The 22,482-nt window shown below is 61.5% G+C and carries 23 protein-coding genes and 9 pseudogenes; 23 read left to right on the top strand and 9 right to left on the bottom strand.

Annotation, left to right across the window (positions count from 1 at the left end; all coding sequences use genetic code 11):
- Positions 1–135: 135 nt before the first annotated feature.
- From lspA to V5B59_RS07050, 6 genes and pseudogenes are all read right to left on the bottom strand, one after another.
- Positions 136–620: pseudogene (lspA, locus tag V5B59_RS07075) on the bottom strand (signal peptidase II); the annotation flags it as partial.
- Positions 589–909, bottom strand: coding sequence for a zinc finger domain-containing protein (locus tag V5B59_RS07070; protein WP_332351720.1), 321 nt, complete (start codon positions 907–909; stop codon positions 589–591). The gene V5B59_RS07070 and the pseudogene lspA, both read right to left, overlap by 32 nt.
- Entirely contained in the window at positions 846–1,433 is a 588-nt protein-coding gene (locus V5B59_RS07065; protein WP_408612947.1) for a class I tRNA ligase family protein, read from the bottom strand. Before V5B59_RS07065 ends, V5B59_RS07070 begins: the two co-directional genes overlap by 64 nt.
- Before the next feature lie 12 nt (positions 1,434–1,445).
- Positions 1,446–2,077 (bottom strand): annotated as a pseudogene (locus tag V5B59_RS07060) (class I tRNA ligase family protein); the annotation flags it as partial.
- Positions 1,999–3,370 (bottom strand): annotated as a pseudogene (locus V5B59_RS07055) (class I tRNA ligase family protein). The pseudogenes V5B59_RS07055 and V5B59_RS07060, both read right to left, overlap by 79 nt.
- A 56-nt stretch (positions 3,371–3,426) precedes the next feature.
- Positions 3,427–4,348, bottom strand: a pseudogene (locus V5B59_RS07050) (bifunctional riboflavin kinase/FAD synthetase).
- 116 nt (positions 4,349–4,464) lie between these two features.
- Here V5B59_RS07050 and V5B59_RS26150 point away from each other — a divergent pair.
- From V5B59_RS26150 to V5B59_RS06990, 16 genes and pseudogenes are all read left to right on the top strand, one after another.
- Positions 4,465–4,656, top strand: a pseudogene (locus tag V5B59_RS26150) (heavy metal translocating P-type ATPase metal-binding domain-containing protein); the annotation flags it as partial.
- 175 nt (positions 4,657–4,831) lie between these two features.
- On the top strand, positions 4,832–5,089 hold the full coding sequence (locus V5B59_RS26145) for a hypothetical protein (protein ID WP_408612891.1): 258 nt from the start codon (positions 4,832–4,834) through the stop codon (positions 5,087–5,089).
- Positions 5,086–5,711 (top strand): annotated as a pseudogene (locus V5B59_RS26140) (cation transporter); the annotation flags it as partial. The gene V5B59_RS26145 and the pseudogene V5B59_RS26140, both read left to right, overlap by 4 nt.
- Positions 5,712–5,739: 28 nt before the next feature.
- Positions 5,740–6,753 (top strand): heavy metal translocating P-type ATPase, encoded by a 1,014-nt coding sequence (locus V5B59_RS26135; RefSeq protein ID WP_408612890.1) that lies wholly within the window; start codon positions 5,740–5,742, stop codon positions 6,751–6,753.
- Complete coding sequence (locus V5B59_RS26130; protein WP_408612889.1) at positions 6,750–6,914, top strand: hypothetical protein; 165 nt, start codon at positions 6,750–6,752, stop codon at positions 6,912–6,914. The genes V5B59_RS26135 and V5B59_RS26130 overlap by 4 nt, the downstream gene beginning before the upstream one ends.
- A 3-nt stretch (positions 6,915–6,917) precedes the next feature.
- Entirely contained in the window at positions 6,918–7,172 is a 255-nt protein-coding gene (ccoS, locus tag V5B59_RS07040) for a cbb3-type cytochrome oxidase assembly protein CcoS (protein ID WP_288129151.1), read from the top strand.
- 289 nt (positions 7,173–7,461) lie between these two features.
- A pseudogene (gene ccoN / locus V5B59_RS07035) lies at positions 7,462–8,896 on the top strand (cytochrome-c oxidase, cbb3-type subunit I).
- A 14-nt stretch (positions 8,897–8,910) separates the two neighbouring features.
- On the top strand, positions 8,911–9,525 hold the full coding sequence (ccoO, locus tag V5B59_RS07030) for a cytochrome-c oxidase, cbb3-type subunit II (protein ID WP_288129147.1): 615 nt from the start codon (positions 8,911–8,913) through the stop codon (positions 9,523–9,525).
- Between the two features lie 4 nt (positions 9,526–9,529).
- Complete coding sequence (locus tag V5B59_RS07025; RefSeq protein WP_169071517.1) at positions 9,530–9,724, top strand: cbb3-type cytochrome oxidase subunit 3; 195 nt, start codon at positions 9,530–9,532, stop codon at positions 9,722–9,724.
- Positions 9,721–10,620: pseudogene (ccoP, locus tag V5B59_RS07020) on the top strand (cytochrome-c oxidase, cbb3-type subunit III). Before V5B59_RS07025 ends, ccoP begins: the two are co-directional and overlap by 4 nt.
- A gap of 335 nt (positions 10,621–10,955) precedes the next feature.
- Complete coding sequence (locus V5B59_RS07015) at positions 10,956–11,459, top strand: 4Fe-4S binding protein (protein ID WP_332351719.1); 504 nt, start codon at positions 10,956–10,958, stop codon at positions 11,457–11,459.
- Positions 11,459–11,924, top strand: a pseudogene (locus V5B59_RS07010) (4Fe-4S dicluster domain-containing protein). Before V5B59_RS07015 ends, V5B59_RS07010 begins: the two are co-directional and overlap by 1 nt.
- A 6-nt stretch (positions 11,925–11,930) precedes the next feature.
- Complete coding sequence (locus V5B59_RS07005; RefSeq protein ID WP_332351718.1) at positions 11,931–12,293, top strand: FixG Ig-like domain-containing protein; 363 nt, start codon at positions 11,931–11,933, stop codon at positions 12,291–12,293.
- Between the two features lie 19 nt (positions 12,294–12,312).
- Entirely contained in the window at positions 12,313–12,555 is a 243-nt protein-coding gene (locus V5B59_RS07000; protein WP_332351717.1) for a FixH family protein, read from the top strand.
- On the top strand, positions 12,504–12,794 hold the full coding sequence (locus V5B59_RS06995; protein WP_332352177.1) for a FixH family protein: 291 nt from the start codon (positions 12,504–12,506) through the stop codon (positions 12,792–12,794). Before V5B59_RS07000 ends, V5B59_RS06995 begins: the two co-directional genes overlap by 52 nt.
- A gap of 261 nt (positions 12,795–13,055) precedes the next feature.
- Positions 13,056–13,769: a TonB family protein gene (locus tag V5B59_RS06990; RefSeq protein ID WP_332351716.1), complete on the top strand. Its 714-nt coding sequence runs from the start codon at positions 13,056–13,058 to the stop codon at positions 13,767–13,769.
- Here the strand turns inward: V5B59_RS06990 and V5B59_RS06985 are convergent.
- Entirely contained in the window at positions 13,766–14,305 is a 540-nt protein-coding gene (locus V5B59_RS06985; protein ID WP_034908602.1) for an NUDIX hydrolase, read from the bottom strand. The two genes, V5B59_RS06990 and V5B59_RS06985, sit on opposite strands and share 4 nt — an antisense overlap.
- 261 nt (positions 14,306–14,566) lie before the next feature.
- On the opposite strand from V5B59_RS06985, the gene motA reads away from it, so the two are divergent.
- Positions 14,567–15,424 carry a flagellar motor stator protein MotA gene (motA, locus tag V5B59_RS06980; RefSeq protein WP_034908604.1) on the top strand — a complete coding sequence of 286 codons (858 nt, stop codon included), beginning with the start codon at positions 14,567–14,569 and terminating at the stop codon, positions 15,422–15,424.
- Positions 15,425–15,456: 32 nt separating this feature from the next.
- Entirely contained in the window at positions 15,457–16,422 is a 966-nt protein-coding gene (gene motB, locus V5B59_RS06975; RefSeq protein ID WP_169071520.1) for a flagellar motor protein MotB, read from the top strand.
- A 3-nt stretch (positions 16,423–16,425) separates the two neighbouring features.
- Here the strand turns inward: motB and V5B59_RS06970 are convergent, their stop codons facing one another.
- Entirely contained in the window at positions 16,426–17,037 is a 612-nt protein-coding gene (locus V5B59_RS06970) for a glutathione S-transferase (protein ID WP_169071521.1), read from the bottom strand.
- A gap of 167 nt (positions 17,038–17,204) precedes the next feature.
- On the opposite strand from V5B59_RS06970, the gene V5B59_RS06965 reads away from it, so the two are divergent.
- The 4 genes from V5B59_RS06965 to V5B59_RS06950 all read left to right on the top strand — a co-directional run bounded on the left by V5B59_RS06965 (position 17,205) and on the right by V5B59_RS06950 (position 20,368).
- Positions 17,205–17,627, top strand: a complete 423-nt coding sequence (locus V5B59_RS06965) for a hypothetical protein (RefSeq protein ID WP_034931510.1) — start codon at positions 17,205–17,207, stop codon at positions 17,625–17,627.
- Entirely contained in the window at positions 17,624–18,547 is a 924-nt protein-coding gene (locus tag V5B59_RS06960; RefSeq protein ID WP_332351391.1) for a hypothetical protein, read from the top strand. Before V5B59_RS06965 ends, V5B59_RS06960 begins: the two co-directional genes overlap by 4 nt.
- Before the next feature lie 121 nt (positions 18,548–18,668).
- Complete coding sequence (gene purB, locus V5B59_RS06955; RefSeq protein ID WP_169071522.1) at positions 18,669–20,036, top strand: adenylosuccinate lyase; 1,368 nt, start codon at positions 18,669–18,671, stop codon at positions 20,034–20,036.
- The gene (locus V5B59_RS06950) at positions 20,036–20,368 is read left to right on the top strand and encodes a hypothetical protein (RefSeq protein ID WP_169071523.1); all 333 of its coding nucleotides are present in this window, start codon (positions 20,036–20,038) and stop codon (positions 20,366–20,368) included. The genes purB and V5B59_RS06950 overlap by 1 nt, the downstream gene beginning before the upstream one ends.
- Before the next feature lie 120 nt (positions 20,369–20,488).
- Here V5B59_RS06950 and V5B59_RS06945 read toward each other — a convergent pair whose 3' ends face one another.
- Entirely contained in the window at positions 20,489–20,647 is a 159-nt protein-coding gene (locus V5B59_RS06945) for a hypothetical protein (RefSeq protein ID WP_169071524.1), read from the bottom strand.
- Positions 20,648–20,956: 309 nt separating this feature from the next.
- Between V5B59_RS06945 and nifB the strand changes: the two genes are divergently transcribed.
- On the top strand, positions 20,957–22,477 hold the full coding sequence (gene nifB / locus V5B59_RS06940) for a nitrogenase cofactor biosynthesis protein NifB (RefSeq protein WP_169071525.1): 1,521 nt from the start codon (positions 20,957–20,959) through the stop codon (positions 22,475–22,477).
- Positions 22,478–22,482 lie beyond the last annotated feature (5 nt).

The following is a 22,482-nucleotide window of genomic DNA, read 5'->3' as shown; positions in this document are numbered from 1 at the left end:
TCCCCCCTCGCGGGGGCCGGCGGGGTTTCGCGGAGCACTGCTCCGCGGTTGCTCCGGCCCGCGATGCAGCGGGGCCGTGGGAAGGGTCGGGCGGTCATGACTTTCATCATCGGGGGTGCCTGGAAAAGGACCGTTCGGTTTGCTGGCAAACTGGTCCCAGGCCATCAGCAGCGCGCCGATGCAGATGGCCGAGTCGGCGATGTTGAAGGCTGGCCAGTAGAAACCCGCAGCGTGCCATTGAATGAAGTCGATCACGGCGCCGAAGCGCAGGCGGTCGATGACGTTGCCCAGCGCGCCGCCGAGGATCAGGGTGAGGGCCAGCGAGAGTCGGAACTCGCACTGTGGCGCGGCAGGATGCTGACGATCCAGGCCGAGATGGACAGCGCCAGGACCGTGAAAAACCAGCGCTGCCAACCGCCGGCGTCGGAAAGGAAGCTGAAGGCCGCGCCGGGGTTGAAGGTCAGTACCCAGTTGAAGAAAGGAGCGACGTAGATCGAGTCGCCAGGTTGCAGCCAGGCGAGGACCAGCCACTTGCTGATCTGGTCGAGGCCGACGATGATGCCGGCCAGCCACAGCCAGCGGTCGATGTTACGCGAAGGCACGGGTTTCGCCCTCGCCATACAGGTTTTCGATGCAGCGACCGCAGAGGCCGGGGTGATCGGGGTGAACTCCGACATCCGGGCGCAGGTGCCAGCAGCGCTCGCATTTGGCATGGGTCAGCGGCGCGCAGAGCAGCCGGTCGTTGGCGTCGCGAATGACCCAGGTCTGCGAGCAGATCAGGACAAAGCGCAGGTCGTCGCCCAGCGAAGAGAGAATCTCGTACTTCTCGCCGTCGCAGTAGAGGCTCACCTCGGCCTGCAGCGGTGAACCGATGCTGCCGGCGATGCGCAGTTCTTCGAGGGCGCGCATGACTTCGGCGCGATAAGCTGCGGATCTTGCTGCCATTTTTCGAGCAGTTCGCCTTCAGACGCCGGCGCCGGCAGCGGCTGCCAGGTGTGCAGCATCACCGACTGTTCGCGGTCGCCGGTCTGCAGTTGCCAGATTTCTTCGGCGGTGAAGCAGAGAATCGGCGCCATCAGCTTGGTCAGGCTCTGCAGGATGTGCCACAGCGCGCTCTGCGCCGAGCGGCGTGCCGGGGAAGCGGCGGCCGTGGTGTACAGGCGGTCCTTGAGGATGTCGAGGTAGAAGCCGCCGAGATCTTCGGAACAGAAGGTCTGCAGCGACTGCACGACGCGGTGGAACTCGAAGCGTTCGTAGTCGGCCTCGCATTGCGCCTGCATTTGCCTGGTCATGGCCAGCGCGTAGCGGTCGATCTCCAGCCATTCCTCAATCGGTAGTCCGTCGCGGCTGGCGTCGAAATCCGAGGTGTTGGCGAGCAGAAAGCGCAGCGTGTTGCGAATGCGGCGGTAGGCTTCGACGACGCGCTTGAGAATCTCGTCGGAGATCGACAGTTCGCCCGAGTAGTCGGTGGCCGCGACCCACAGGCGCAGGATCTCGGCGCCGAGGGTATCGGCGATCTTCTGTGGTGCGATCACATTGCCTTTGGATTTCGACATCTTCAGGCCCTTGCCGTCGACGACGAAGCCGTGCGTCAGCAAGGCCTTGTATGGCGCGCGGCCGTCCATTGCGCAGCCGATCAGCAGCGAACTCTGGAACCAGCCGCGATGCTGATCCGAGCCTTCCAGGTAGAGATCGGCCGGATAGGCCAGTTGGCTGCGATGCGAGCCGCGCAGGACGCTCGAGTGCGTCGACCCGGAGTCGAACCAGACGTCGAGGGTGTCGCTCATCTTGCGATACTCGCTGGCTTCGGCGCCGAGCAGTTCGCTGGCGTCGAGCGCGAACCAGGCTTCGATGCCGGCTTTCTCGACGCGTTGCGCGACGGCTTCGATGAGTTCGCCGGTGCGCGGATGCAGCGCCGCCGTCTCGCGATGCAGGAAGAAGGGCAGGGAACCCCCCAGTTGCGCTGCCGCGAGACGCACCAGTCGGGGCGCGTACGCATCATCGCTTCGAGGCGCGCGCGACCCCAGGTCGGGAAGAACTGCGTTTCGTCGACCGCGCGCTCGGCGCACCAGCGCAGTGTCGGCTGCTCGTCGCCGGGCGGTGCGAGGTGGCGCCGGGCGAGTTGGGGCGGTGCTCCATGCCGATGAACCACTGCGTCGTGGCACGGAAAATGATCGGTGTCTTGTGGCGCCAGCAGTGCGGGTAGCTGTGCTGGATTTTCTCGGACTGGAGCAGATGGCCGTTGGCGGCGAGTTCCTGCAGTACCAGCGGGTTGGCTTCCCAGACCGTCCTGCCGGCCAGTTCGCCGACGGCCAGCGCCGGCGTGCCGGCAACGAAGCGGCCGTCGTCGCCGACCGGATTGTTGACCGGCAGACCGTAGACCTTGCCGATCAGGTAGTCGTCGGTGCCGTGCGCCGGTGCGGTGTGTACCAGGCCGGTGCCGGCCTCGACGGTGACATGCCGGCCGCAGATGATTGCCACGTCGCGCGGCTGGAACGGGTGTTTGAGCAGCACCTGCTCGAGCGCGACGCCCTTCGCTGCACCGATCACCGTGCCGGTCAGCGCATACCGCTGCAGGCAGGCTTCGGCGAGTTCACGCACGAGGATCAGCGCACCCTTCGGGGTGTCGATCAACTGGTAGTCGAATTCCGGGTGCGCGCAGACGGCCTCGTTGGCCGGCAGCGTCCACGGCGTCGTCGTCCAGATCACCGCGAAGGCCGGCCCGCGCAGGTGCGTCAGACCGAAAGCCCTGGCCACCTTGTCGGAATGATTCGGGTGTACTTCGAAGGCGACGTCGATCGCCGCCGAAGTCTTGTCTTCGTATTCGACCTCGGCTTCGGCCAGAGCGGAACCGCAATCGAGACACCAGTTGACCGGCTTGAGACCCTGGTAAAGGTAGCCCTTTTCGAGAATCTGGCCGAGCGCACGGATTTCGTCGGCCTCGGTCTTGAAGTTCATCGTCAGATAGGGCTTGTCCCATTCGCCGAGAATGCCAAGGCGGATGAAGTCCTTCTTCTGGCGCTCGATCTGTTCGCCGGCGAAAGGCACGGCACAACTCGCGTACGCGGTCGGCCGGGACATGCTTGCCGTGCAGTTTTTCGATCTGGTGCTCGATCGGCAGGCCGTGGCAGTCCCAGCCCGGCACATAGGGCGCGTCGAAACCGGCCAGCGTCCTGGCGCGGACGATGATGTCCTTGAGGATCTTGTTGACTGCGTGGCCAATGTGAATGTCGCCGTTGGCGTAGGGCGGGCCATCGTGCAGAACGAAGCGCGGGCGTCCCCGCGACGCCTCGCGGATCCGCTCGTAGAGCCTTTGTCTGTGCCAGGCGGCAACCCACTGCGGTTCGCGGCGGGCAAGGTCGCCACGCATCGGAAATGGCGTGTCGGTGAGATTGAGGGTTTTCTTGTAGTCGGCCATGGCGGTTCTCACAACTGGAAGTACTGTTTCACGGCGGCAACGTCGCTGGCGATCTGCGCCTTGAGGGCGTCATAGTCAGGGAATTTCATTTCGTCCCGCAACTTGTGCAGGAAGCGGACGTTCAGATGGGCGCCATAGATGTCGGCGCAGAAATCGAGCAGATGCACTTCAAGCAGCGGCCGTACACCTGATGGGCACTCGGGCGGTAGCCGAGGTTGGCGGCGCCCTGGTGCGGGCCGCCCGGCAAGCCCTTGACCTCGACCGCAAAGACCCCCTGCAGCGGTGGCCGCTCGTGCTTGATGCGGATGTTCGCGGTGTGGAAGCCGAGTTGCCGTCCGATCTTGTCGCCGTGCACGACGCGTCCGTCGATCGAGTAGGGGCGGCCGAGCAGACGCGCCGCGTGTTCGAGCCGCCCTGCCTGCAGCGCGTCGCGAACTGCCGAGCTCGAAGCGCGCTCGCCGTCGAGGGTGACGCTGTCCATGGCCTCGACCTGAAAGCCGAGCCTGGCGCCGGCAGCGCGCAGCAGCGCAAAGTCGCCGGCGCGCCTGGCGCCGAAGCGAAAATCGTCGCCGACGATCAGATGCCGGACGCGCAGCGCGCCAAGCAGCACACGTTCGATGAATTCTTCGGCGCTCAGAGCGGCGAAACGGGCATTGAAGTGGCAGACATGCGCGAGATCGACGCCGTCGTCGGCGAGCAGTTCGAGTTTTTCCCGCAGCGTGGACAGCCGTGACGGAGCCGATTCGGGCGCAAAGAATTCGCGCGGATGCGGTTCGAAGGTGAGCACTGCCGCCGGCAGGCCGGCGTCGCAGCAGCCGTCTTCAGACGGGCGAGCAGCGCGCGATGGCCAAGATGCACGCCATCGAAGTTGCCTACGGTCAGGACGGTGGCACTGGGCGCTGTCTGTGAAAAACCGCGATAGACGAGCATCGGGCGCGAGTGGGAACGGACAAAACGTGCGATTATAACCAGTTTCGTGAGGCACCAGCCGGCGCCTCCCCTTTTTCCCTTCGCCTTTTCCTTTTCCTCGTCTGTGGCAGCGATGAATCGGCAATTGCTACCATTGTGGCCAGCCCGTACCCACTGCGGTCGATCTTGCGGTAAGCATCGACGGGCAGCCGCGCGCCATGTGCTGTGGTGGATGTCAGGCGGTGGCGCAGGCGATTGTCGACAACGGGCTGGCCGACTACTACCGTCATCGCGATGCCTTGCCGAATGCGCCACACGAGGCTCTGCCGGCGATCGTCGAGGGCCTGCAGCTCTATGATCACGCCGATTTCCAGAAGGGCTTCGTGCGGATCCTCGGCGACGCTCCTGACGGTAGCGAGCGCGAGGCCTCGCTGATTCTCGAGGGGATCACCTGTTCGGCTTGCATCTGGCTGAACGAGCAGCATCTTTCGCCGCCTTGCCGGGGTGACCGCGGTCGAAATCAATTACGCGACGCGGCGTGCGCGGGTGCGCTGGGACGAGCGGCGGATCAAGCTGTCGGCCATTCTGGCGGCGATCGCTGCGATCGGCTATCGTGCCTATCCCTACGACACGGCGAAAAGCGAGGAACTGGCGCGCCAGGAACGGCGCAGCGCGCTGTGGCGGGTGTTCGTCGCCGGTTTCGGCATGATGCAGGTGATGATGTACGCCGTGCCGGTTATTTCGCAGGTACCGGCGAGATGACCCCGGCGGTCGAACAATTGTTGCGCTGGGCCAGCCTGGTCCTGACGGTGCCGGTGGTCTGCTATTCGGCCGCACCCTTCTTTCGCAATGCCTGGCGCGATCTCCGACTCCGGCGTGCGGGCATGGATGTGCCGGTGGCACTGGGGATTGGCGCTGCCTTTGCGGCCAGCGTCTGGGCGACGCTGACTGCCAGCGGCGAGGTCTATTTCGACTCGGTGACGATGTTCGTTTTCTTTCTACTGAGCGGGAGATTCCTGGAAATGACGGCCCGCCAGCGCGCGGTCAGTGTCACCGAGGCGCTGGCCAGGCTGATGCCGGCGGTAGCGGAGCGAATCTCTGCGTATCCGGCGAATCGCGACCTCGAGCAGGTGATGGCGGCCGATCTGCGGAGCGGCGATGTCGTTCTGGTCAGACCCGGCGAGACGATTCCGGCGGACGGCCAGGTCATTGAAGGCGAGAGTAGCGCCAATGAGGCGCTGCTCACCGGTGAGAGTGCGCCGGTCAGCAAGCGCCCGGGAGCGTTCGTGACGGCGGGGCGGTCAACGTCGAGAGCCCGCTGCTGGTCGAGGTGACGCAGGTCGGCGAGGCGACGCGCCTGTCGGCGATCGTCCGTCTGATGGAGCGTGCGGCGACCGAGAAGCCGCGCATCGTTGAACTCGCTGACCGCATTGCCAGTCGGCTTCATCATCACCCTGTTGTTTCTGGCGACGGCGGTGGCGGTGGTCTGGTGGTTCATCGATCCAGGGCAGGTGCTGTGGATCACGGTTTCGGTGCTGGTCGTCACCTGTCCCTGTGCATTGTCGCTGGCTACTCCGGTGGCACTGACGGTGGCCAGCGGGGCGATGGCCAGGACCGGTCTGCTGGTGACGCACAGTCATGCCGTCGAGACCCTCGCGCGCGCCAGCCATTTCGTCTTCGACAAGACCGGGACGCTGACCACCGGCGAGATGCGTGTGCTTGACATACTGCCACTCGGCAGACTCGATCAGCTGGACAGTCTGGCGCTGGCGGCGGCTCTCGAACAGGCTTCGGAGCATCCGATCGGGGCAGCCTTGCGGCAGGCTAGTGCGGGCAAGCTGCTGCCGGCGGTCGACGGGTTGATCAACGAGCCAGGGTCCGGCATGAGCGCGCAGCATGCTGGCCGGTCGGTGCGCCTGGGCCGCCCGGACTATGTCCTGGCGCTGCACGGCAAGCCCTTGCCGGAAGGTGCGCAGTCCCTGCCTGCGAGTGGCGATACGGTGATCGCGCTCGGCGACGAGTCGGGCTGGATCGCGCTGTTTCGTCTGGGCGATGAGCCGCGGCCGGAAGCGGCGGCGATGGTCGCCGCCTTGCGCGCCGCCGGGCGGCAGGTTGCGCTGTTGACCGGTGACGCTGCGCCGGCTGCCCGCCGGGTTGCGCAGGCACTGGGCATCGACGAGGTGCAGGCGGACGCGTCACCGCAGGCCAAGCACGACTATGTGCGCCGCTTGCAGGCCAGCGGGGCGGTGGTGGCGATGGTTGGCGACGGCGTCAATGATGCTCCGGTACTGGCGCAGGCGCAGGTCTCGGTGGCCATGGGGGGCGGTTCGCAATTGGCGCGCACGCAGGCCGATCTGGTGTTGCTCTCCGAGAACCTGGATCATCTCTGGCGAGGCGTGGTTCTGGCGCGCGTGCTTTGCGCGTGATTCGGCAGAATCTGTCATGGTCCTTTGCCTACAACCTGCTTGCCCTGCCGCTGGCGATGAGCGGTTTCATCACGCCGTGGATGGCCGGCATCGGCATGTCCGGGAGTTCATTGCTGGTAGTCGCGAATTCGCTGCGGCTGCAGAAAGGCTGCAAGGGCTGATCGATGACGGAAACGCTGTACCTGCTGATTCCGATTTCCGTGGTGCTGGTCTTCCTGATCGCCATCGCCTTTTGGTGGTCGCTGCGTAACGGTCAGTTCGACGACCTCGAAGGGCCAGCCTATCGCATTCTGATGGATGACGACAGCGTGTCAGCGCAGTCATCGCAAGCATCGGAGAAGCTTGCCGATGGGGACTCAGGCGCGCCCCCTCGGGAAAGTTCAAGGCCAGCTTCGGCAGTCGATCTGCGTGACTCTTGATGCAAGTCAACAGGATTCTCCCGCGGCTTGGGATAATTCGCCGGTCGATGGTGGGAGTGCCGATGCCATTCGCCTTGAGGGGGTGTAGGGATGATTCTCTGTTGGGGTTCGGGTGCGTTGAAACGCACCCTTTTTTTGTGCGGCAGAATTCTACTGGTGAAGGCTGTGGCGCTTGATCTGTGTCAAATTGGTGCCCAAAAGGTTAGAATAGCATCTACATAGCAATGCTCGAGATAAGGGCATTCAGGGCGGTGAAAACCGGTTTCTAGTTAAAAAACGAGGTGAGTCCATGTCGGAAACTCAGTCAACATACAACTACAAGGTGGTGCGGCAGTTTGCCGTGATGACCGTCATCTGGGGGATTGTCGGAATGCTGGTGGGGGTGATCATTGCCGCCCAACTGGTCTGGCCCGAACTCAACTTTGGGCCCTATCTGCATTTCGGTCGCCTGCGTCCATTGCATACCAATGCGGTCATTTTCGCCTTTGGTGGCAGCGCCTTGTTCGCTACCTCCTACTACGTTGTCCAACGCACCTGCCATACGAGGATCTTCTCGGATGGTCTGGCAGCCTTCACCTTCTGGGGCTGGCAACTGGTCATCGTCCTGGCCGCGATCACCCTGCCCTTGGGTTTCACCTCGGGCAAGGAATACGCCGAACTGGAGTGGCCGATCGACATCCTGATCGCTGCTGGTCTGGGTCGCCTACGCGATCGTGTTCTTCGGCACCATCGTCAAGCGCAAGGTGACCCATATCTATGTGGCCAACTGGTTCTACGGTGGCTTCATTCTTGCCGTTGCGCTGCTGCACATCGTCAACAGCGCCGCCATCCCGGTCTCGCTGACCAAGTCCTATTCGGCCTACGCCGGCGTGCAGGATGCGATGGTGCAGTGGTGGTACGGCCACAACGCGGTCGGCTTCTTCCTTACGGCAGGCTTCCTGGGCATGATGTACTACTTCGTTCCCAAGCAGGCCGGTCGTCCGGTCTATTCGTATCGCCTGTCGGTGGTGCACTTCTGGGCGCTGATCTTTACCTACATGTGGGCCGGTCCGCACCACCTGCATTACACGGCGCTGCCGGACTGGACCCAGTCGGTGGGCATGCTGTTCTCGCTGATTCTGCTGGCGCCTTCGTGGGGAGGCATGATCAACGGCGTGATGACCCTCTCGGGCGCCTGGCACAAACTGCGTGACGATCCGATCCTCAAGTTCCTGATCACCTCGCTGTCGTTCTACGGCATGTCGACCTTTGAAGGTCCGATGATGGCCATCAAGACGGTCAATGCGCTGTCGCACTACACCGACTGGACGATTGGTCACGTGCACTCGGGTGCGCTGGGCTGGGTGGCGATGATCTCGATCGGTTCGATCTACTATTTGTTGCCGCGTCTGTATCGGCAAGTCCGAAATGTTCAGCGTCAAGCTGATCACCGTGCACTTCTGGGTGGCGACGATCGGCGTCGTTCTCTATATCGCCTCGATGTGGATTGCCGGTGTGATGCAGGGTCTGATGTGGCGGGCGGTCAATATCGACGGTACGCTGACCTACAGCTTTGTTGAATCGGTCAAGGCCTCGTATCCGTTCTGGGCGATCCGTTTCCTCGGTGGGATTCTCTTCCTGTTCGGCATGCTGATCATGGCCTACAACATGGTCAAGACGATCGCCGGCGGCCGCTCGTCGATGATGCACGCGTCGTTCTGGTGCCTGCCGCCCACCACGCCTGACAGGAGAGAATCAAATGAAACTTACGCATGATGCAATTGAACGCAATGTCACGTTGATGGTAGTGCTGACCCTGCTGGTGGTCAGCATCGGTGGCCTGGTCGAAATCGTGCCGCTTTACTTCCAGAAGTCCACCACCGAGCCGGTGACCGGACTCAAGCCCTACGATCCGGTACGTCTGACGGGTCGTGATGTCTATATTCGAGAAGGCTGTTTCCTTTGTCACTCGCAGATGATTCGACCGTTCCGTGCGGAAACCGAGCGTTATGGGCATTATTCGGTGGCCGGTGAGTTCGTGTACGATCATCCGTTCCAGTGGGGTTCGAAGCGTACCGGTCCGGACCTGCATCGGGTCGGTGGTCGCTATTCGGACGAATGGCAGCGTGCGCACCTGATCAATCCGCGTGACCTGGTTCCCGAGTCCAACATGCCTGCTTTCGCTTTTCTCGAGAAGGCGCCTGCTGATGCGAACAGCATCGAAGCCAAGATGCACGCCCTGCGCAAGGTTGGTGTTCCCTATACCGATGACGAGATCGCCGGAGCCAGAAAGCAGCTTGAAGGCAAGAGCGAACTGGACGCACTCATCGCCTATCTGCAGGGGATGGGCCTCGAAATGAAGAACGTCAAGTAAGCGCATGGACATCAACGATCTGCGAGCCATCGTGACCGTCGTTTCCCTGCTGACCTTCCTCGGGATAGTCTGGTGGGCCTACGGCGTGAAGGGCAACAAGAAGCGCTTTGAAGAAGCGGCAATGCTGCCGTTCACCGATGAAGAGGCGGATCTGGCCGAATTGGGCCTGGATCGCAACGGACAAAGGAAAGCATCATGAACGATTTTGTGAATCAGTTTTGGAACTGGTACGTCATTCTTCTCGTGCTGGTCAGCATCATTGCCTGCGGCGTGCTGCTGTGGATGCAAAGTGTGCCGCCCCGGCGGCAAGCTCGATACCACCGGCCATGTCTGGGACGAGACCCTTGAGGAATACAACAACCCGCTGCCGAAGTGGTGGATGTGGCTGTTCTACATTACGGTGATTTTTTCGCTGGTCTACTGCGCGCTCTATCCGACGCTGGGCAGCTACCAGGGCATGCTTGGCTGGTCGTCGAGTGGACAGCTGGCGAAGGAAGTGGCCAAGGCCGACGAGCAGACCAGACCGCTCTACGACAAGTACATGAAAATGGACTTGCGGGCGCTGGCGGCCGACAAGGAAGGCAACGAGACCGGCAAGCGCTTGTATCTGACCTACTGCATGCAGTGCCATGGCGCTGACGCACGTGGCTCGAAGGGCTTCCCGAATCTTGCCGACAATGATTGGCAGTGGGGTGGTGAGCCGGCGGTGATCGTCGAGACGATCAGCGCCGGTCGGATGGGGATGATGCCGCCGCACGCCCAGCTCGGAGCCGAAACGATCAAGGATCTTGCCAATTATGTGCGTTCTCTGTCCGGTTTGCCGGCTGATTCGCTACGCGTCGCCAAGGGACAGGAGGCTTTCAACAGCGTTGGCTGTTCGGGCTGTCACGGTCCGGACGCAAGGGCATGCATGCCATGGGGGCTCCGAACCTGACCGACAAGATCTGGCTCTATGGCAGTTCCGAAGCGACGATCATCGAGACCATCACCAAGGGCCGCACCAACCAGATGCCGGCCTGGAAGGAGTTCCTCGGCGAAGAAAAGGTGCACGTTCTTGCCGCCTACGTGTTGAGCCTGAGTGCGGGCAGCAAGTAGTCAAGCGGGATCGACGGAGCGGCTTTTGGCCGCTCCGTTTTTGTTTACCACCGGCGTGCCAGGGTGGCCGATTGACGCACGCGTGCCCATCGGTGTTCTCGCCTCGCCAGTCCAGATTGATGCTCTGGCTGATTCATATCAACGCCACGCTCGCGCCAACAAGGTAATATTAGAGTTTGGTGTAATTCTGAAATGGATCGGAGCTGAGATCATGGACCAGGCGGCCGGCAGCAAGGCCAAGGCAATTCCCATCAACGTCGATGGTTTGTACGAGAAACACAAGCACCGTTTACGCCCGCAGCGTCACGGGGATCTTCAACAGCTGGCGTTGGGCGATGGTCTTCGTCACCCAGGCCTTGTTCTATGGTCTGTGCTGGCTCGAATGGGGTGGCCGGCAGGCGGTGCTCTTCCACATCACCGAACGCAAGTTCTACATCTTTGGCATGGTCTTCTGGCCGCAGGATGTGATCTACCTGGCCGTACTGCTGGTGATTTCCGCTTACGGGCTGTTCCTGGTGACTGCCGTGGGCGGTCGTCTATTCTGCGGTTATGCCTGTCCGCAGACGGTCTATACCGAAATTCTGATGTGGATCGAGCGCAAGATCGAGGGCGAACGCCCGGCGCGAATGAAGCTCGACGCGCAGCCGATGAATCTGCGCGCAAGTTTCGCCTCAAGTTCATCAAACATTCGCTGTGGCTGCTGTTGCCCTGTGGACAGGAGTCACCTTCGTCGGCTATTTCACGCCGATCAAGGAACTGCTCGGCGAAATCGCCTCTTTCGAACTGGGGCCCTGGGAGGCTTTCTGGATATTTTTCTACACCGGCCTTCCTCTACCTGATGGCGGGTTTCCTGCGCGAGCAGGTCTGCAAGTACATGTGTCCGTATGCGCGCTTCCAGGGCGTGATGTTCGACCCGGATACCCTGATCATCAGCTATGACCCCGAGCGAGGCGAGCCGCGGGGGGGGCGCAAAAGGCGCCGCAGCGACAGCGAAGCCGCTCGGCGACTGCGTGGACTGCAGCATCTGTGTTCAGGTCTGCCCGACCGGCATCGACATCCGCAACGGCCTGCAGCTCGAATGCATTGCCTGTGCGGCCTGTATCGATGCCTGCGACCAGGTGATGGACAAGGTGGGTTCGCCGCGTGGCCTGATCCGCTACTCGACCGAGAATGCCTTGGCGAAGCACTATACGGCAAGCGAGATGTTTGGCCACCTGCTGCGGCCAGAACACTGCTGTACACCAGCATCCTGCTGGCGATCATTCTGGCGGCAGCATGGAGTCTTGCCCACCGCGTGCCCCTGAAGGTTGATGTCCTGCGTGACCGCTCGACGCTTGTCGCGCGAGGCCGACGACGGGCGCATCGAGAACGTGTTCAGGCTGCACATCTCGAATACCGACGAAGCTCCGCATCGCTATTCGATCAGCGTCAGCGGTATTGACGGTATCGATATTGTCGGCGAACGCAGGTGGAACTGCCGTCGGCTTCATCGACGACGGTTGCGCTGTCGGCGCGGGTCGAGCCGGGGGCGGGCAAGAAGGGTTCGAACCAGATCTTCTTCGACAGTCCGGGCCGACAATCACGAAAAGATCGCGGTGCGCGAGAAAGACGAGCTTCTTCCTGCCATGAACGCAAAATGCGAGGCCATGAACCCCAGCAGCGTGGTATCGTGAGCCGTGGCCGTGGCTGCTGATGCTGGGCCCGGCGAGCGTCATCGTCGCGGGTTTTGTCACCGCCTATCTGGCAGTCGTCAGCAGTGATGGTCTGGTCGAAGACGACTACTACAAGCAGGGCCTGACGGTCAATCAGCGTACGGCGCGCGATCAGCGGGCTGCCGAGCTGGGAATCGAGGCCGAGTTGCTCATGGGCGCGACGGTGATCGGATTCGTGCCCTGCTGCGCGGCAAGGAGGGGGTTCTCCTGCCGGAAACACTGAACCTGCGCATTACCCACCCGACGCGCCAGGGTTTCGATCAGCAGGTGCTCCTGCGTTCCGAGGGGGGTACTGTCTATGCCGGAGCAGTGAAGCCGTTTTCTGGCCGTTGGCACATTACGCTCGAAGACGAAGGGCAGGCGTGGCGGCTGGTGGGCGATTGGGTGACCGGGAAACAGTCGGTGCTGCGTCTGCCGGCGTCTGCCATCGCAACAGCTGCGTCGAAGGGGAATTCTGACTAACGGTCATGACTTCTTCAGGCACCCCCGATCATGAAAGTCATGACCGTTTCCCTCTCCCCCGACCCCTCCCCCACAAGTGTGGAGGGGAGATTCGTGAGTCGCTGACGCGACTTTCACATTAACGGTCATGGCTGTTGCAGGCATCCCCGATCATGAAAGCCATGACCGTTTCCCTCTCCCCCAACCCCTCCCCCGCGAGTGGGGAGGGGTGGTTCATGAGTCGCTGACGCGACTTTCATATTGAAGTGGGGGGGCCAGAGCATGTCGATGCTCGCGTCCGCCCACTCTCGCCTATGGCTTGCCCTGGCGGTGTCAACGCTAGTGCACGCGGGCTTGCTGACCATGATGGTCCAGGTATTGCCGCTACGCCTTGTGGTGTCTACGAAGCCACTGCTGGCGGTGATCAAGGTTCCGAATCGGGTGCTGCCGGCCGGTGCTGCCGTACCGGTGCCTGCAAGCACGCATGCGCCGGCGCGCCTGAAAACTGCGCCAATGCCGATTTCCGGGCGGCGTGTCCGTTCGGAGTTGGCTGTCCGCGATGTCGGGACGGCAGCGCTGGCGTCCCCGGCGAATGCCAATACTGAGCGCTTGTCGCCGTCAGAGTCGGAGGTGGCACCAGTACCCGTACCCGTGCCCAGCGGTGCGTCGACCGTGCTGCGTGAAGGGGCCAGCGCCGACGATTTGCGCCAGTATCGTGTCGCTCTGGCGATCGCCGCACGTCGCTTCAAGCGATATCCGCTGGTAGCGCGGGAGCGTGGCTGGGAAGGGCGCGTCGAGGTCGCGGTGAACGTCAGTGCCTGGCAGCCGAGCCCCCAACTTTCTCTGATTCGATCCAGTGGACGTGCTCTACTGGATGAGCAGGCACTGTCGATGATTGAACAGGCCGCAGCGGCAACGACTTTGCCGGACAGTCTGAGAGGCAGGGATTTCCGTGTTTTGTTGCCGATTGAATTCACCCTGTCGGATGAGCATTAACCCTGCCGAGGCTGCAGTGCTTCTTCGTGGAACACAAAGCGACCAGTCCTGCGATCGGAGAAATAGGCTTTCAGGCATAGTGTGACGCTCTGGAAGGCGAGATCCGGCCAGGGTACGGCATCTTCCGAGAACAGCGCTGTTTCGAGGGTTTCCAGGCCGGCGGAGAAGCGGGTATCGAGCAGTCGGGCACGGTAGAACAGGTGCACCTGGTTGATATGCGGCACATTGACCAGCGAAAAGAGTTGCCTGATGTCGACCCGAGCACAGGCTTCCTCGAGCGTTTCACGGATTGCCGCCTGGGTCGTTGTCTCACCGTTTTCCATGAACCCGGCAGGCAGGGTCCATAAGCCATGGCGAGGAGCAATCGAGCGCCTGCAGAGCAGGATTTGATCCTGCCATTCGGCAATGCAGCCGACGACAAGCTTGGGGTTGAGGTAATGAATCGTCCCGCAGTGCTGGCAAACGTGACGCGGCAGGTTATCGCCCTCAGGAATCAGCAGGCTGACCGTTTGGCCGCACTCGCTGCAGAATTTCATTGGAATCCCCTCGGCCGTTGTTTGATCATTCGGCAAGTTTATATGATTCGTGTCGAGAAGGAAGTCTCCGCCGGCGGCACCGCCCGAGAGTGGGCGGCGACACTTGCGTGGAATTGTTGCGCGCGGGACGCAAGTTGTACTGCGGAGGCGGTGAGCTGGAAATTGGCTACCGTCTGTGGTTCGCAATCTGGCTAGAATGCGGGACAATGATGAGCTTGGAGCAGCGACGTTTGCGGAACGCGCAATGACAAGGGGTGGCGGATGTTTCTGATTGTTGGGTATGTGATCATTCTGGCGGCAGCACTGGGAACCTATTCGGTTCACGGCAGCCTGGCTGCCCTGTGGGTACCGCTTGAATATGTAGCGATCGTTGGTTTGACGATCGGTGGCTTTGTCGCATCCAACGACATCAAGACCATCAAGACGACGGTGGGCGCCTTGCCGGGGATCTTCAAGGGTTCGAAGTTTACCAAGGTGCTCTACGTCGACCTGCTGGCAATGCTCTTCGAGGTGCTTGCCAAGGTGCGCAAGGAAGGCCTGATGTCGATCGAAAGCGATGTCGAAAACCCGCAGAACAGTCCGATATTCGGCAAGTATCCCGCGCTTGCCAGTGACCATCACGTGATGGAATTCATCACCGATTACTTGCGGATGATGGTGGGCGGCAACCTCAATGCCATCGAGATCGAAAATCTGATGGATATCGAAATCGAGACACACCATCACGAGGCCGAGACACCGGGGCATGTGGTATCCAAAGTTGCTGACGCCGTGCCGGCTTTTGGTATCGTCGTGGCGGTGATGGGCGTGGTCAACGTCATGGGTTCGGTGGGTGAGCCACCGGCAGTGCTCGGCAAGATGATCGGCGGAGCGCTGGTTGGCACCTTCCTCGGCATTCTCATTGCCTATGGCTTCGTTTCGCCAGTGGCCAACCTGCTTGAGCAAAAGGCACAGGACGGTGCGAAGATTTATCAGGTGATCAAGGTCGTCCTGCTGGCTTCGATGTCCGGTTATGCGCCGCAAGTGGCCGTCGAGTTCGGGCGCAAGACGCTGGTTGCCGGGGTTCGCCCGACTTTCAGCGAACTCGAGGAAGAGCTCAAGAACCGCAAGGGCAAGTAAACCATGCCGTTGCAGCGGATCGGAGGAGCTGAATGAGCGACGATGTACGACCGATAGTCATCAAGCGTATCAAGAAGTTCGCGGCGGGTCACCACGGCGGTGCGTGGAAAATCGCCTATGCCGATTTCGTGACAGCGATGATGGCCTTTTTCCTGTTGATGTGGCTGCTGGGGTCGACTGCCAGCGGTGATCTGAAAGGGATTGCCGATTATTTTCAGAACCCGCTGAAGATCGCTTCGACAGGCGGTTCGGGGACGGGTGACAGTTCGAGTGTGCTGAAGGGTGGTGGCAAGGATTTGTCGCGCACCGCCGGGCAGGTCAAGGGTGGCGACACGGAAGCCAAGAGCAAGGCCATAAACCTCAAGGAGACCAATGCCGAACTGGCGCGCAAGGAGTTTGAAGAGCGCGAGAAGGCAATGCTCGGTGATCTCAAGCAGAACATCGAGAAACTGATCGAGAGCAATCCGGCCCTCCAACAGTTCAAGAGTCAGCTCCTGATCGACATTACCAGTGAAGGTTTGCGAATTCAGATCGTCGATGAGCAGAATCGCCCGATGTTCGATACCAGTAGTGCCGAGCTGAAACCCTATACGCGGGTGATTCTGCGCGAGATCGGCAAGGCGCTGAATGCCGTACCGAACAAGCTGAGTCTGTCAGGGCACACCGATGCAGCGCAGTTCGGCGGTGGCGACAAGGGTTTCTCGAACTGGGAGCTTTCGGCCAATCGTGCGAACGCTTCCCGGCGCGAGATGATTGTCGGCGGCATGGATGAACACAAGGTGCTGCGCGTGGTTGGACTCGCGTCCACGGTGTTGTTCGACAAGAACGATCCGCTCAGTTCGATCAATCGCCGGATCAGCATCGTCGTTCTGAACAAAAGATCGGAAGAGTCGCTGTTGCAGGAAGACAGCAAGGGTGATGAGGTCGAAGTTGGCGCGCAGGGAATGGACACCAGGCAGATTGCGCCACGGAGCACGCCGGGCAGCAAGCCCGGTTGAGAATCAGCCGATTTGCGGGATGGTGTCCAGGAAAGCACGCCGCCGCATCAATTTGTCGTACAGGCGAGCGAGATTGGGGTGCTTTTCCTGCCAGTCGATTTCGGGAAAGCGAAATACCAGGTAGCCGAGCGCGCAGCCGATAGCCACGTCGGCGAGCGAGAAATGGGTTCCCATGCACCAGGTGTTGTCGGCAAGTTCGCCCGACATGAATGCCAGGCTGCGGACGATCTTGTCTTCCTGGCGTGCAATCCAGTCGCCGCTCTGCTGCTCGCCAGGCCGCTTCTTCTCAAGAAAAACCAGTGCGGCCGCATCGCACACACCGTCAGCCAGGGCCTCCCAGCGCTTGACTTCGGTACGTTCGCGATTTTGCCCAGGCATCAACTTGTTGTTCGGGGCAACATTGTCCAGGTACTCGACAATCACCCGTGAATCGAACAGGACCGTGTTGTCGTCGAGGACGAGTACCGGAATCTTGCCGAGCGGATTGACGTTGTTCACCTGGTTGTTCGGTGTCCACGGAGAGTCGAGTTCGAAGTCGTAGTCGATCTTCTTCTCGGCCAGCACGACGCGCGCTTTGCGGACGTAAGGACTGGTCAGTGATCCGATAAGCTTCATTGGCTTCCTGATGATAAGTGTTTGCACAGAATTATAGCATCGTGCTTGGGGTGCGAACGAAAGTGTTGGGCGAGTCCCGCTCTGATAATTGTCAGCGACGTGAGCAAACGTAAGGAAATTAGCGGAGAGTTGCGATAGAGTAGGGAACCCATCCACGGAGAGAAGCCATGCCTAAGATTTCCCACATCGAACCTTGCGATTCCAGAGACTTGGTGGCCCGTTTGGAGGCTAATCCAAAGATACTGGCGAAAGTGCTAGAGATGCTGGAGTTGGTGGAGAACGCCGAAGGGGATCTGCGTCGGGCCGATGAAGCCGAGCGCCGCGTGATAGAAATTCTCCGCGGGACGGGCCAGGAGATTCTGACGGGATGGGCCGAGCAGGTTGCTGAGGCGGTGACAGCCGAGGTGCGGGCCGCTGAGCCGGTCGTGGTACACGCGAAAAAAAAGTTCTCTGGTATACGACATACGGCTCGGTCATGGTGGAGGAGGAATGCTTTCTCCACAAAGAAACAAACCGGCTGCTTCGTCCTTTTTCAGAAGCTGCCGGTGTCCGTTGCCGGAGCCATTCTCTGCCACTGGAGCGCGCCGTGACGGACTTGGGCGCCGACCTTCCCTTTGGACAGGTTGCGGCAAAAATCAAGGAGCACTACGGTGTTGACTTGGCGGTCAGTGCGCCCCGGACGCTCACCGAACGGGTGGCCTGTGAATTAACGGAGGCAGATTGCCTGCCGGTGGCGGGCCCATCGAACACCGCGAAGAGGCTGATTGTGGAGACGGACGGCGGAATGGTGCCCCTTGTCGAGACCGTGGAGGGCGCTGCGGACGCCCGCAAGGGGAAGCGCACGCACTGGCGAGAAGCGAAGGTCTGTATCGCACAGCGGCAGGGCGAGGCCGTTCCCAAGGCCGGCGTGACGATGGAGGGTCCCCGGGAAGCGGGGGCCATCCTGAAGCGGCTGGTCGATGCGCTGGGATTTGGCCCCAAGACCCAGGTTCACTGTGTTGGCGACGGGGCGGCTTGGATAAGCAGCCAAATCGAGGAACTGTTCGGTACTCAGGGGACCTTCCTGGTCGACTTGTTCCACGTCTGCGAATATCTGACCCCAGCCAGCAAGGTCTGCGCGCCGGATTCTGCCCAGGATTGGGTGGCCTCCCAGAAGGCGCGATTCCTGCTGGGACAGGCCCGCGAGGTGGTTGCAGAGATGAAACTGCACCTCGAACCTGCATCGGTCGATGACCCGCAGGCTCCGGTGCGCGTCGCCTGGCGCTATTTCTCCAACCGACTCGACCAGTTGGACTACCCCCGCGCACTTGCGCTGAATCTGCCCGTCGGCTCTGGCGAGGTCGAGAGTTCTCATCGCTACCTCGTGCAGGCCCGCCTCAAGCGCCCAGGGGCTTGGTGGCGTGCGGACATGGCTCAAGCCATGATCAACCTGCGTGTCATGCGACATAACCAGCTGTGGGAAACCTATTGGGAAAAGCGCTGGGCGGAGCCTCTACGCAGAGCGGCTTAAAACCGAGACTCCCCGTCCAACACTTTCGTTCGCACCCTCGTGCTTGTATCCCGTTTACTGGCATATCTCACAGACAGGTAGAATAGCGGGCTACCCGGCGCACGCCTTGAGGATAAACTGCATGTCCCTATTTTCCCTGACTTCCCTTTCCCCGCTGGACGGTCGCTACGCTGGCAGGCTCGATGCGCTGCGCCCGCAGTTTTCCGAATACGGGCTGATCCGGCGCCGCTTGCAGGTCGAACTGGAATGGCTCAAGGCGCTTGCCGCCGAGCCGCATTTTGCCGAGATTCCTGCTTTCTCGCAGAGAACGCTCGCTGAGCTGGCTGCATTGCTGGCCGATTTCGGTCCGCAGCAGGCTGCCGAGGTGAAAGAGATCGAGGCAGTAACCAATCATGACGTGAAGGCGCTGGAGTACTGGATCCGGAAACGTCTGGCGAACAACACCGAAGTCATGCGCGTCGCCGAGTTCATTCACTTCGCGTGTACCTCCGAGGATATCAACAATCTTGCGCACGCCCTGATGCTGCAAGCGGCGCGTGACGAAACGATGCTGCCGACGCTTGACCGGGCGATCGCCCGGCTCAGGGAACTCGCACACGAGTTGGCCGATTTGCCGATGATGTCGCGTACGCATGGCCAGCCGGCAACGCCGACGACGCTCGGCAAGGAAATGGCAAATGCTGCCTATCGCCTTGGTCGTTCCCGGTCGGCCATCGCCGGGGTGCAGTTGCTCGGCAAGATCAATGGCGCGGTCGGCAACTATAACGCCCATCTTGCGGCTTACCCGGACTTTGACTGGGAGAACTTTGCCAGAACCTTCGTCGAATCGCTGGGCCTGGAATTCAATCCCTACACGATTCAGATCGAGCCACACGACACGCTGGCGGAGTTGTTCGATGCTTTTGCGCGCGCCAACCTGATCCTCATCGACCTGAACCGGGATGTCTGGGGCTACATCTCGCTGGGCTTCTTCAAGCAGAAGCTCAAGGCCGGCGAGATCGGTTCTTCGACGATGCCGCACAAGGTCAATCCGATCGACTTCGAGAATTCCGAAGGCAACCTCGGTCTGGCCAATGCCGTCTTGCGCCACCTTGCCGAGAAATTGCCGGTCTCGCGCTGGCAGCGCGATCTGACCGATTCGACGGTGCTGCGCAATATGGGCGTTGCTCTAGGCCATACGCTGCTCGCCTACGACTCGCTGTTGCGTGGCTTGAACAAGCTCGAGGCCGATCCGGCTTGCCTGCATGCCGACCTCGATGCCAACTGGGAACTGCTGGCCGAACCGGTGCAGACGGTGATGCGTCGTCATGGCGTTGTCAATCCCTACGAGAAGCTCAAGGAACTGACTCGTGGCAAGCGGGTTTCGCGCGAGGACATGCAGCGCTTTGTCGAGTCACTCGCGATTCCGGAAGCGGCGAAGGCCGCTCTGCTCGAACTGACGCCATGGGGCTACACGGGTATGGCCGCCAAACTGGCGCGGAGGATCTGATGCGGCCCGAGGAAAGCCCCGTCAACGCGCCCGAGCAGCCGCCAGCAGAGGTTGGCGCGGCGATGATTCTCTGCCGCAGTTGCGAACAACTGCTGCCTGCCGGCTCGCCGTACTGCCCGCATTGCTGCGGCGAAGACGGTCGGCGTGGAGCGATCAAGCGTGGCGCTTTCATTGGCGGCGTTTTCGGCTTGCTGGCGGGTGGCCTGGCAGCCGCCGTCTGGTCTTCGATCGTCGGTCCCGAACAGGCTAGCGGCGAGCCGGTTCTGGCGATCACCCTGGCCTGCGCGGCGATCGGCATGCTGCTTGGCGCGATACACAATCGCAAAGCGTAAGCGACGCCGCCATTCGCCGACAATCTGAAAAAGCTAGCCTGGCTAGCCGCCACCCTTCTCGGCAACTGTTGGCGCGAACGGGATACGCAAGGGCTGGCAGGAGCGGAGCTTCCTTCCGGCTCAAAGCGTCGCCAAGTAATTGGCCATTCTGGTCCGTTGCCGTGCGTCTGGCAAGCGGCCACGACCGGCCGCGAGGTTGTCCTCCGCGAGCGAGAGTCCGCTGGCAGCGGCGGTGACGAGCAGAAGACGGCAGCGCGTTATGTAGGCGTAATGGGACATGCGAATCTCCATGGCTTCAGGCTTTCCACCGGTTCCGCCGCGCATGATTCCGTAAGCGGGCCGCTGAGAGGGTCTATGCAGAGGTCGTCGTTGCCGATCATTTGGCCGTCTTCCTGATCCCTCCTCGCGTCGGCCGGAAACCAGCCCGCTGCGGCTGGTCGCCAATCCGCCATTGTCGCGTTTGCGACATTCCGGCAGGAAGATAGAACCCCTTATTTTTCAGCCTGTTAATGGTTTCGACAAACATGGCATGCCGATTGCTGGATCTTTGCTGTCGCCAACTTCGACGGAACGTAAGGGAAGCTCGCCATGGATCTGCCTGTCATTGAATCCTCGCCGCCCGTAGCCGCTGGCTGCAGCGCCGGCAGTTGCGGCTCGACGGCCAGCCAGATGGATGGCCTGTCGGACGACATCCGCGCCAGGGTGCAGGATCATCCCTGCTATTCGGAAGAAGCGCATCACTATTTCGCGCGCATGCACGTCGCGGTGGCGCCGGCCTGCAACATCCAGTGTCACTACTGCAATCGCAAGTACGACTGCGCCAACGAGTCGCGCCCCGGCGTGGTTTCCGAACTGCTGATGCCCGACCAGGCGGTGCGCAAGACGCTGGCCGTGGCGGCGACGATTCCGCAGATGAGCGTGCTCGGCATCGCCGGCCCGGGCGATCCGCTGGCCAATCCGCAGCGGACCTTCGAGACTTTTCGCCAGTTGGCGCTGCAAGCGCCGGACATCAAGCTCTGCGTGTCCACCAACGGCCTGGTGTTGCCCGAGTACGTCGAGGAACTGGCGAGGTATGACATCGACCACGTCACGATCACCATCAACTGCGTGGACCCGGAGGTCGGCGCCCGCATCTATCCGTGGATATTCTGGAAGAACCGGCGCGTTTTCGGCCGCGAGGCCGCCGCGATCCTCATCAAGCAACAGCAGCAGGGACTCGAGATGCTCACCGCGCGGGGCATTCTGGCCAAGGTGAACTCGGTGCTGATCCCCGGCGTCAATGATCATCACCTGCCGGAAGTGTCGAAGATCGTCAAGGCGAAAGGCGCTTTCCTGCATAACGTCATGCCGCTGATTGCCGAGGCCGAGCATGGCACCTTCTATGGCGTGATGGGACAGCGTAGCCCGAAGCCGGCCGAACTCAAGGCGCTGCAGGATGCCTGCGAAGGCGACATGAACATGATGCGCCACTGCCGCCAGTGCCGCGCCGATGCGGTCGGACTGCTCGGTGAGGATCGCGGCGCCGAGTTCACGCTCGACAAGATCGAGGCCATGGACATCGATTACGAAGCAGCGATGGTCGTGCGCGCCGAGTTGCGCGCGCAGATCGCGGCGGATCTGGCCGAAAAGCGTGCCCAGGCACACGCGCCGGCCGCGCCGCAAGTGACCCCGCAGGTGATTCACTTCCAGCCCCACGCCGCGAAACCCGCTCCAGCCGCAGGTCGGCCCGTACTGATGGCGGTCGCGGCAAAAAACGGACTGGTCGCCGTGCACTTCGGTCACGCGAAGGAGTTCCTGGTCTATGAAGCGTCGGCAAGCGGGGCTCGCCTGGTCGGGCATCGCAAGGCCGAGTCCTACTGTGCAGGTGATGAGAACTGCGGCGATGCCGATTTGGTGCTCGCGAGAACCATCCAGGCGCTCGAGGACTGCGAAGTCGTGCTCTGCTCGCGCATCGGTTATGAACCCTGGGGTGAACTGGAAGCAGCCGGAATTCAGCCGAACGGCGAGCACGCCATGCAGCCGATCGAGGAGGCGGTGATCGCCGTGTGGCACGAGATGCTCGTGGCCGGCAGGCTGACCGCCGGGTCGACTGCCGCGAAGCGCGCCTGAGGAGG

Origin of the sequence: Candidatus Accumulibacter contiguus, assembly GCF_036625285.1 — a bacterium.
Taxonomy (GTDB): Bacteria; Pseudomonadota; Gammaproteobacteria; order Burkholderiales; family Rhodocyclaceae; genus Accumulibacter; species Accumulibacter contiguus.
Note: the sequence above shows the minus strand (reverse complement) of the source record. Positions and strands in the feature narration are given on the sequence as shown.

Excerpts from the sequence above, each read along its gene's own strand:
- V5B59_RS07070 (WP_332351720.1), bottom strand. The coding sequence starts at position 909 with ATGCGCGCCCTCGAAGAACTGCGCATCGCCGGCAGCATCGGTTCACCG.
- ccoS (WP_288129151.1), top strand. The coding sequence starts at position 6,918 with ATGACGGAAACGCTGTACCTGCTGATTCCGATTTCCGTGGTGCTGGTC.
- ccoO (WP_288129147.1), top strand. The coding sequence starts at position 8,911 with ATGAAACTTACGCATGATGCAATTGAACGCAATGTCACGTTGATGGTA.
- V5B59_RS07025 (WP_169071517.1), top strand. The coding sequence starts at position 9,530 with ATGGACATCAACGATCTGCGAGCCATCGTGACCGTCGTTTCCCTGCTG.
- V5B59_RS07015 (WP_332351719.1), top strand. The coding sequence starts at position 10,956 with ATGGTCTTCGTCACCCAGGCCTTGTTCTATGGTCTGTGCTGGCTCGAA.
- V5B59_RS07005 (WP_332351718.1), top strand. The coding sequence starts at position 11,931 with ATGTCCTGCGTGACCGCTCGACGCTTGTCGCGCGAGGCCGACGACGGG.
- V5B59_RS07000 (WP_332351717.1), top strand. The coding sequence starts at position 12,313 with ATGCTGGGCCCGGCGAGCGTCATCGTCGCGGGTTTTGTCACCGCCTAT.
- V5B59_RS06990 (WP_332351716.1), top strand. The coding sequence starts at position 13,056 with ATGTCGATGCTCGCGTCCGCCCACTCTCGCCTATGGCTTGCCCTGGCG.
- V5B59_RS06985 (WP_034908602.1), bottom strand. The coding sequence starts at position 14,305 with ATGAAATTCTGCAGCGAGTGCGGCCAAACGGTCAGCCTGCTGATTCCT.
- motA (WP_034908604.1), top strand. The coding sequence starts at position 14,567 with ATGTTTCTGATTGTTGGGTATGTGATCATTCTGGCGGCAGCACTGGGA.
- motB (WP_169071520.1), top strand. The coding sequence starts at position 15,457 with ATGAGCGACGATGTACGACCGATAGTCATCAAGCGTATCAAGAAGTTC.
- V5B59_RS06970 (WP_169071521.1), bottom strand. The coding sequence starts at position 17,037 with ATGAAGCTTATCGGATCACTGACCAGTCCTTACGTCCGCAAAGCGCGC.
- V5B59_RS06965 (WP_034931510.1), top strand. The coding sequence starts at position 17,205 with ATGCCTAAGATTTCCCACATCGAACCTTGCGATTCCAGAGACTTGGTG.
- purB (WP_169071522.1), top strand. The coding sequence starts at position 18,669 with ATGTCCCTATTTTCCCTGACTTCCCTTTCCCCGCTGGACGGTCGCTAC.
- V5B59_RS06950 (WP_169071523.1), top strand. The coding sequence starts at position 20,036 with ATGCGGCCCGAGGAAAGCCCCGTCAACGCGCCCGAGCAGCCGCCAGCA.
- V5B59_RS06945 (WP_169071524.1), bottom strand. The coding sequence starts at position 20,647 with ATGTCCCATTACGCCTACATAACGCGCTGCCGTCTTCTGCTCGTCACC.
- nifB (WP_169071525.1), top strand. The coding sequence starts at position 20,957 with ATGGATCTGCCTGTCATTGAATCCTCGCCGCCCGTAGCCGCTGGCTGC.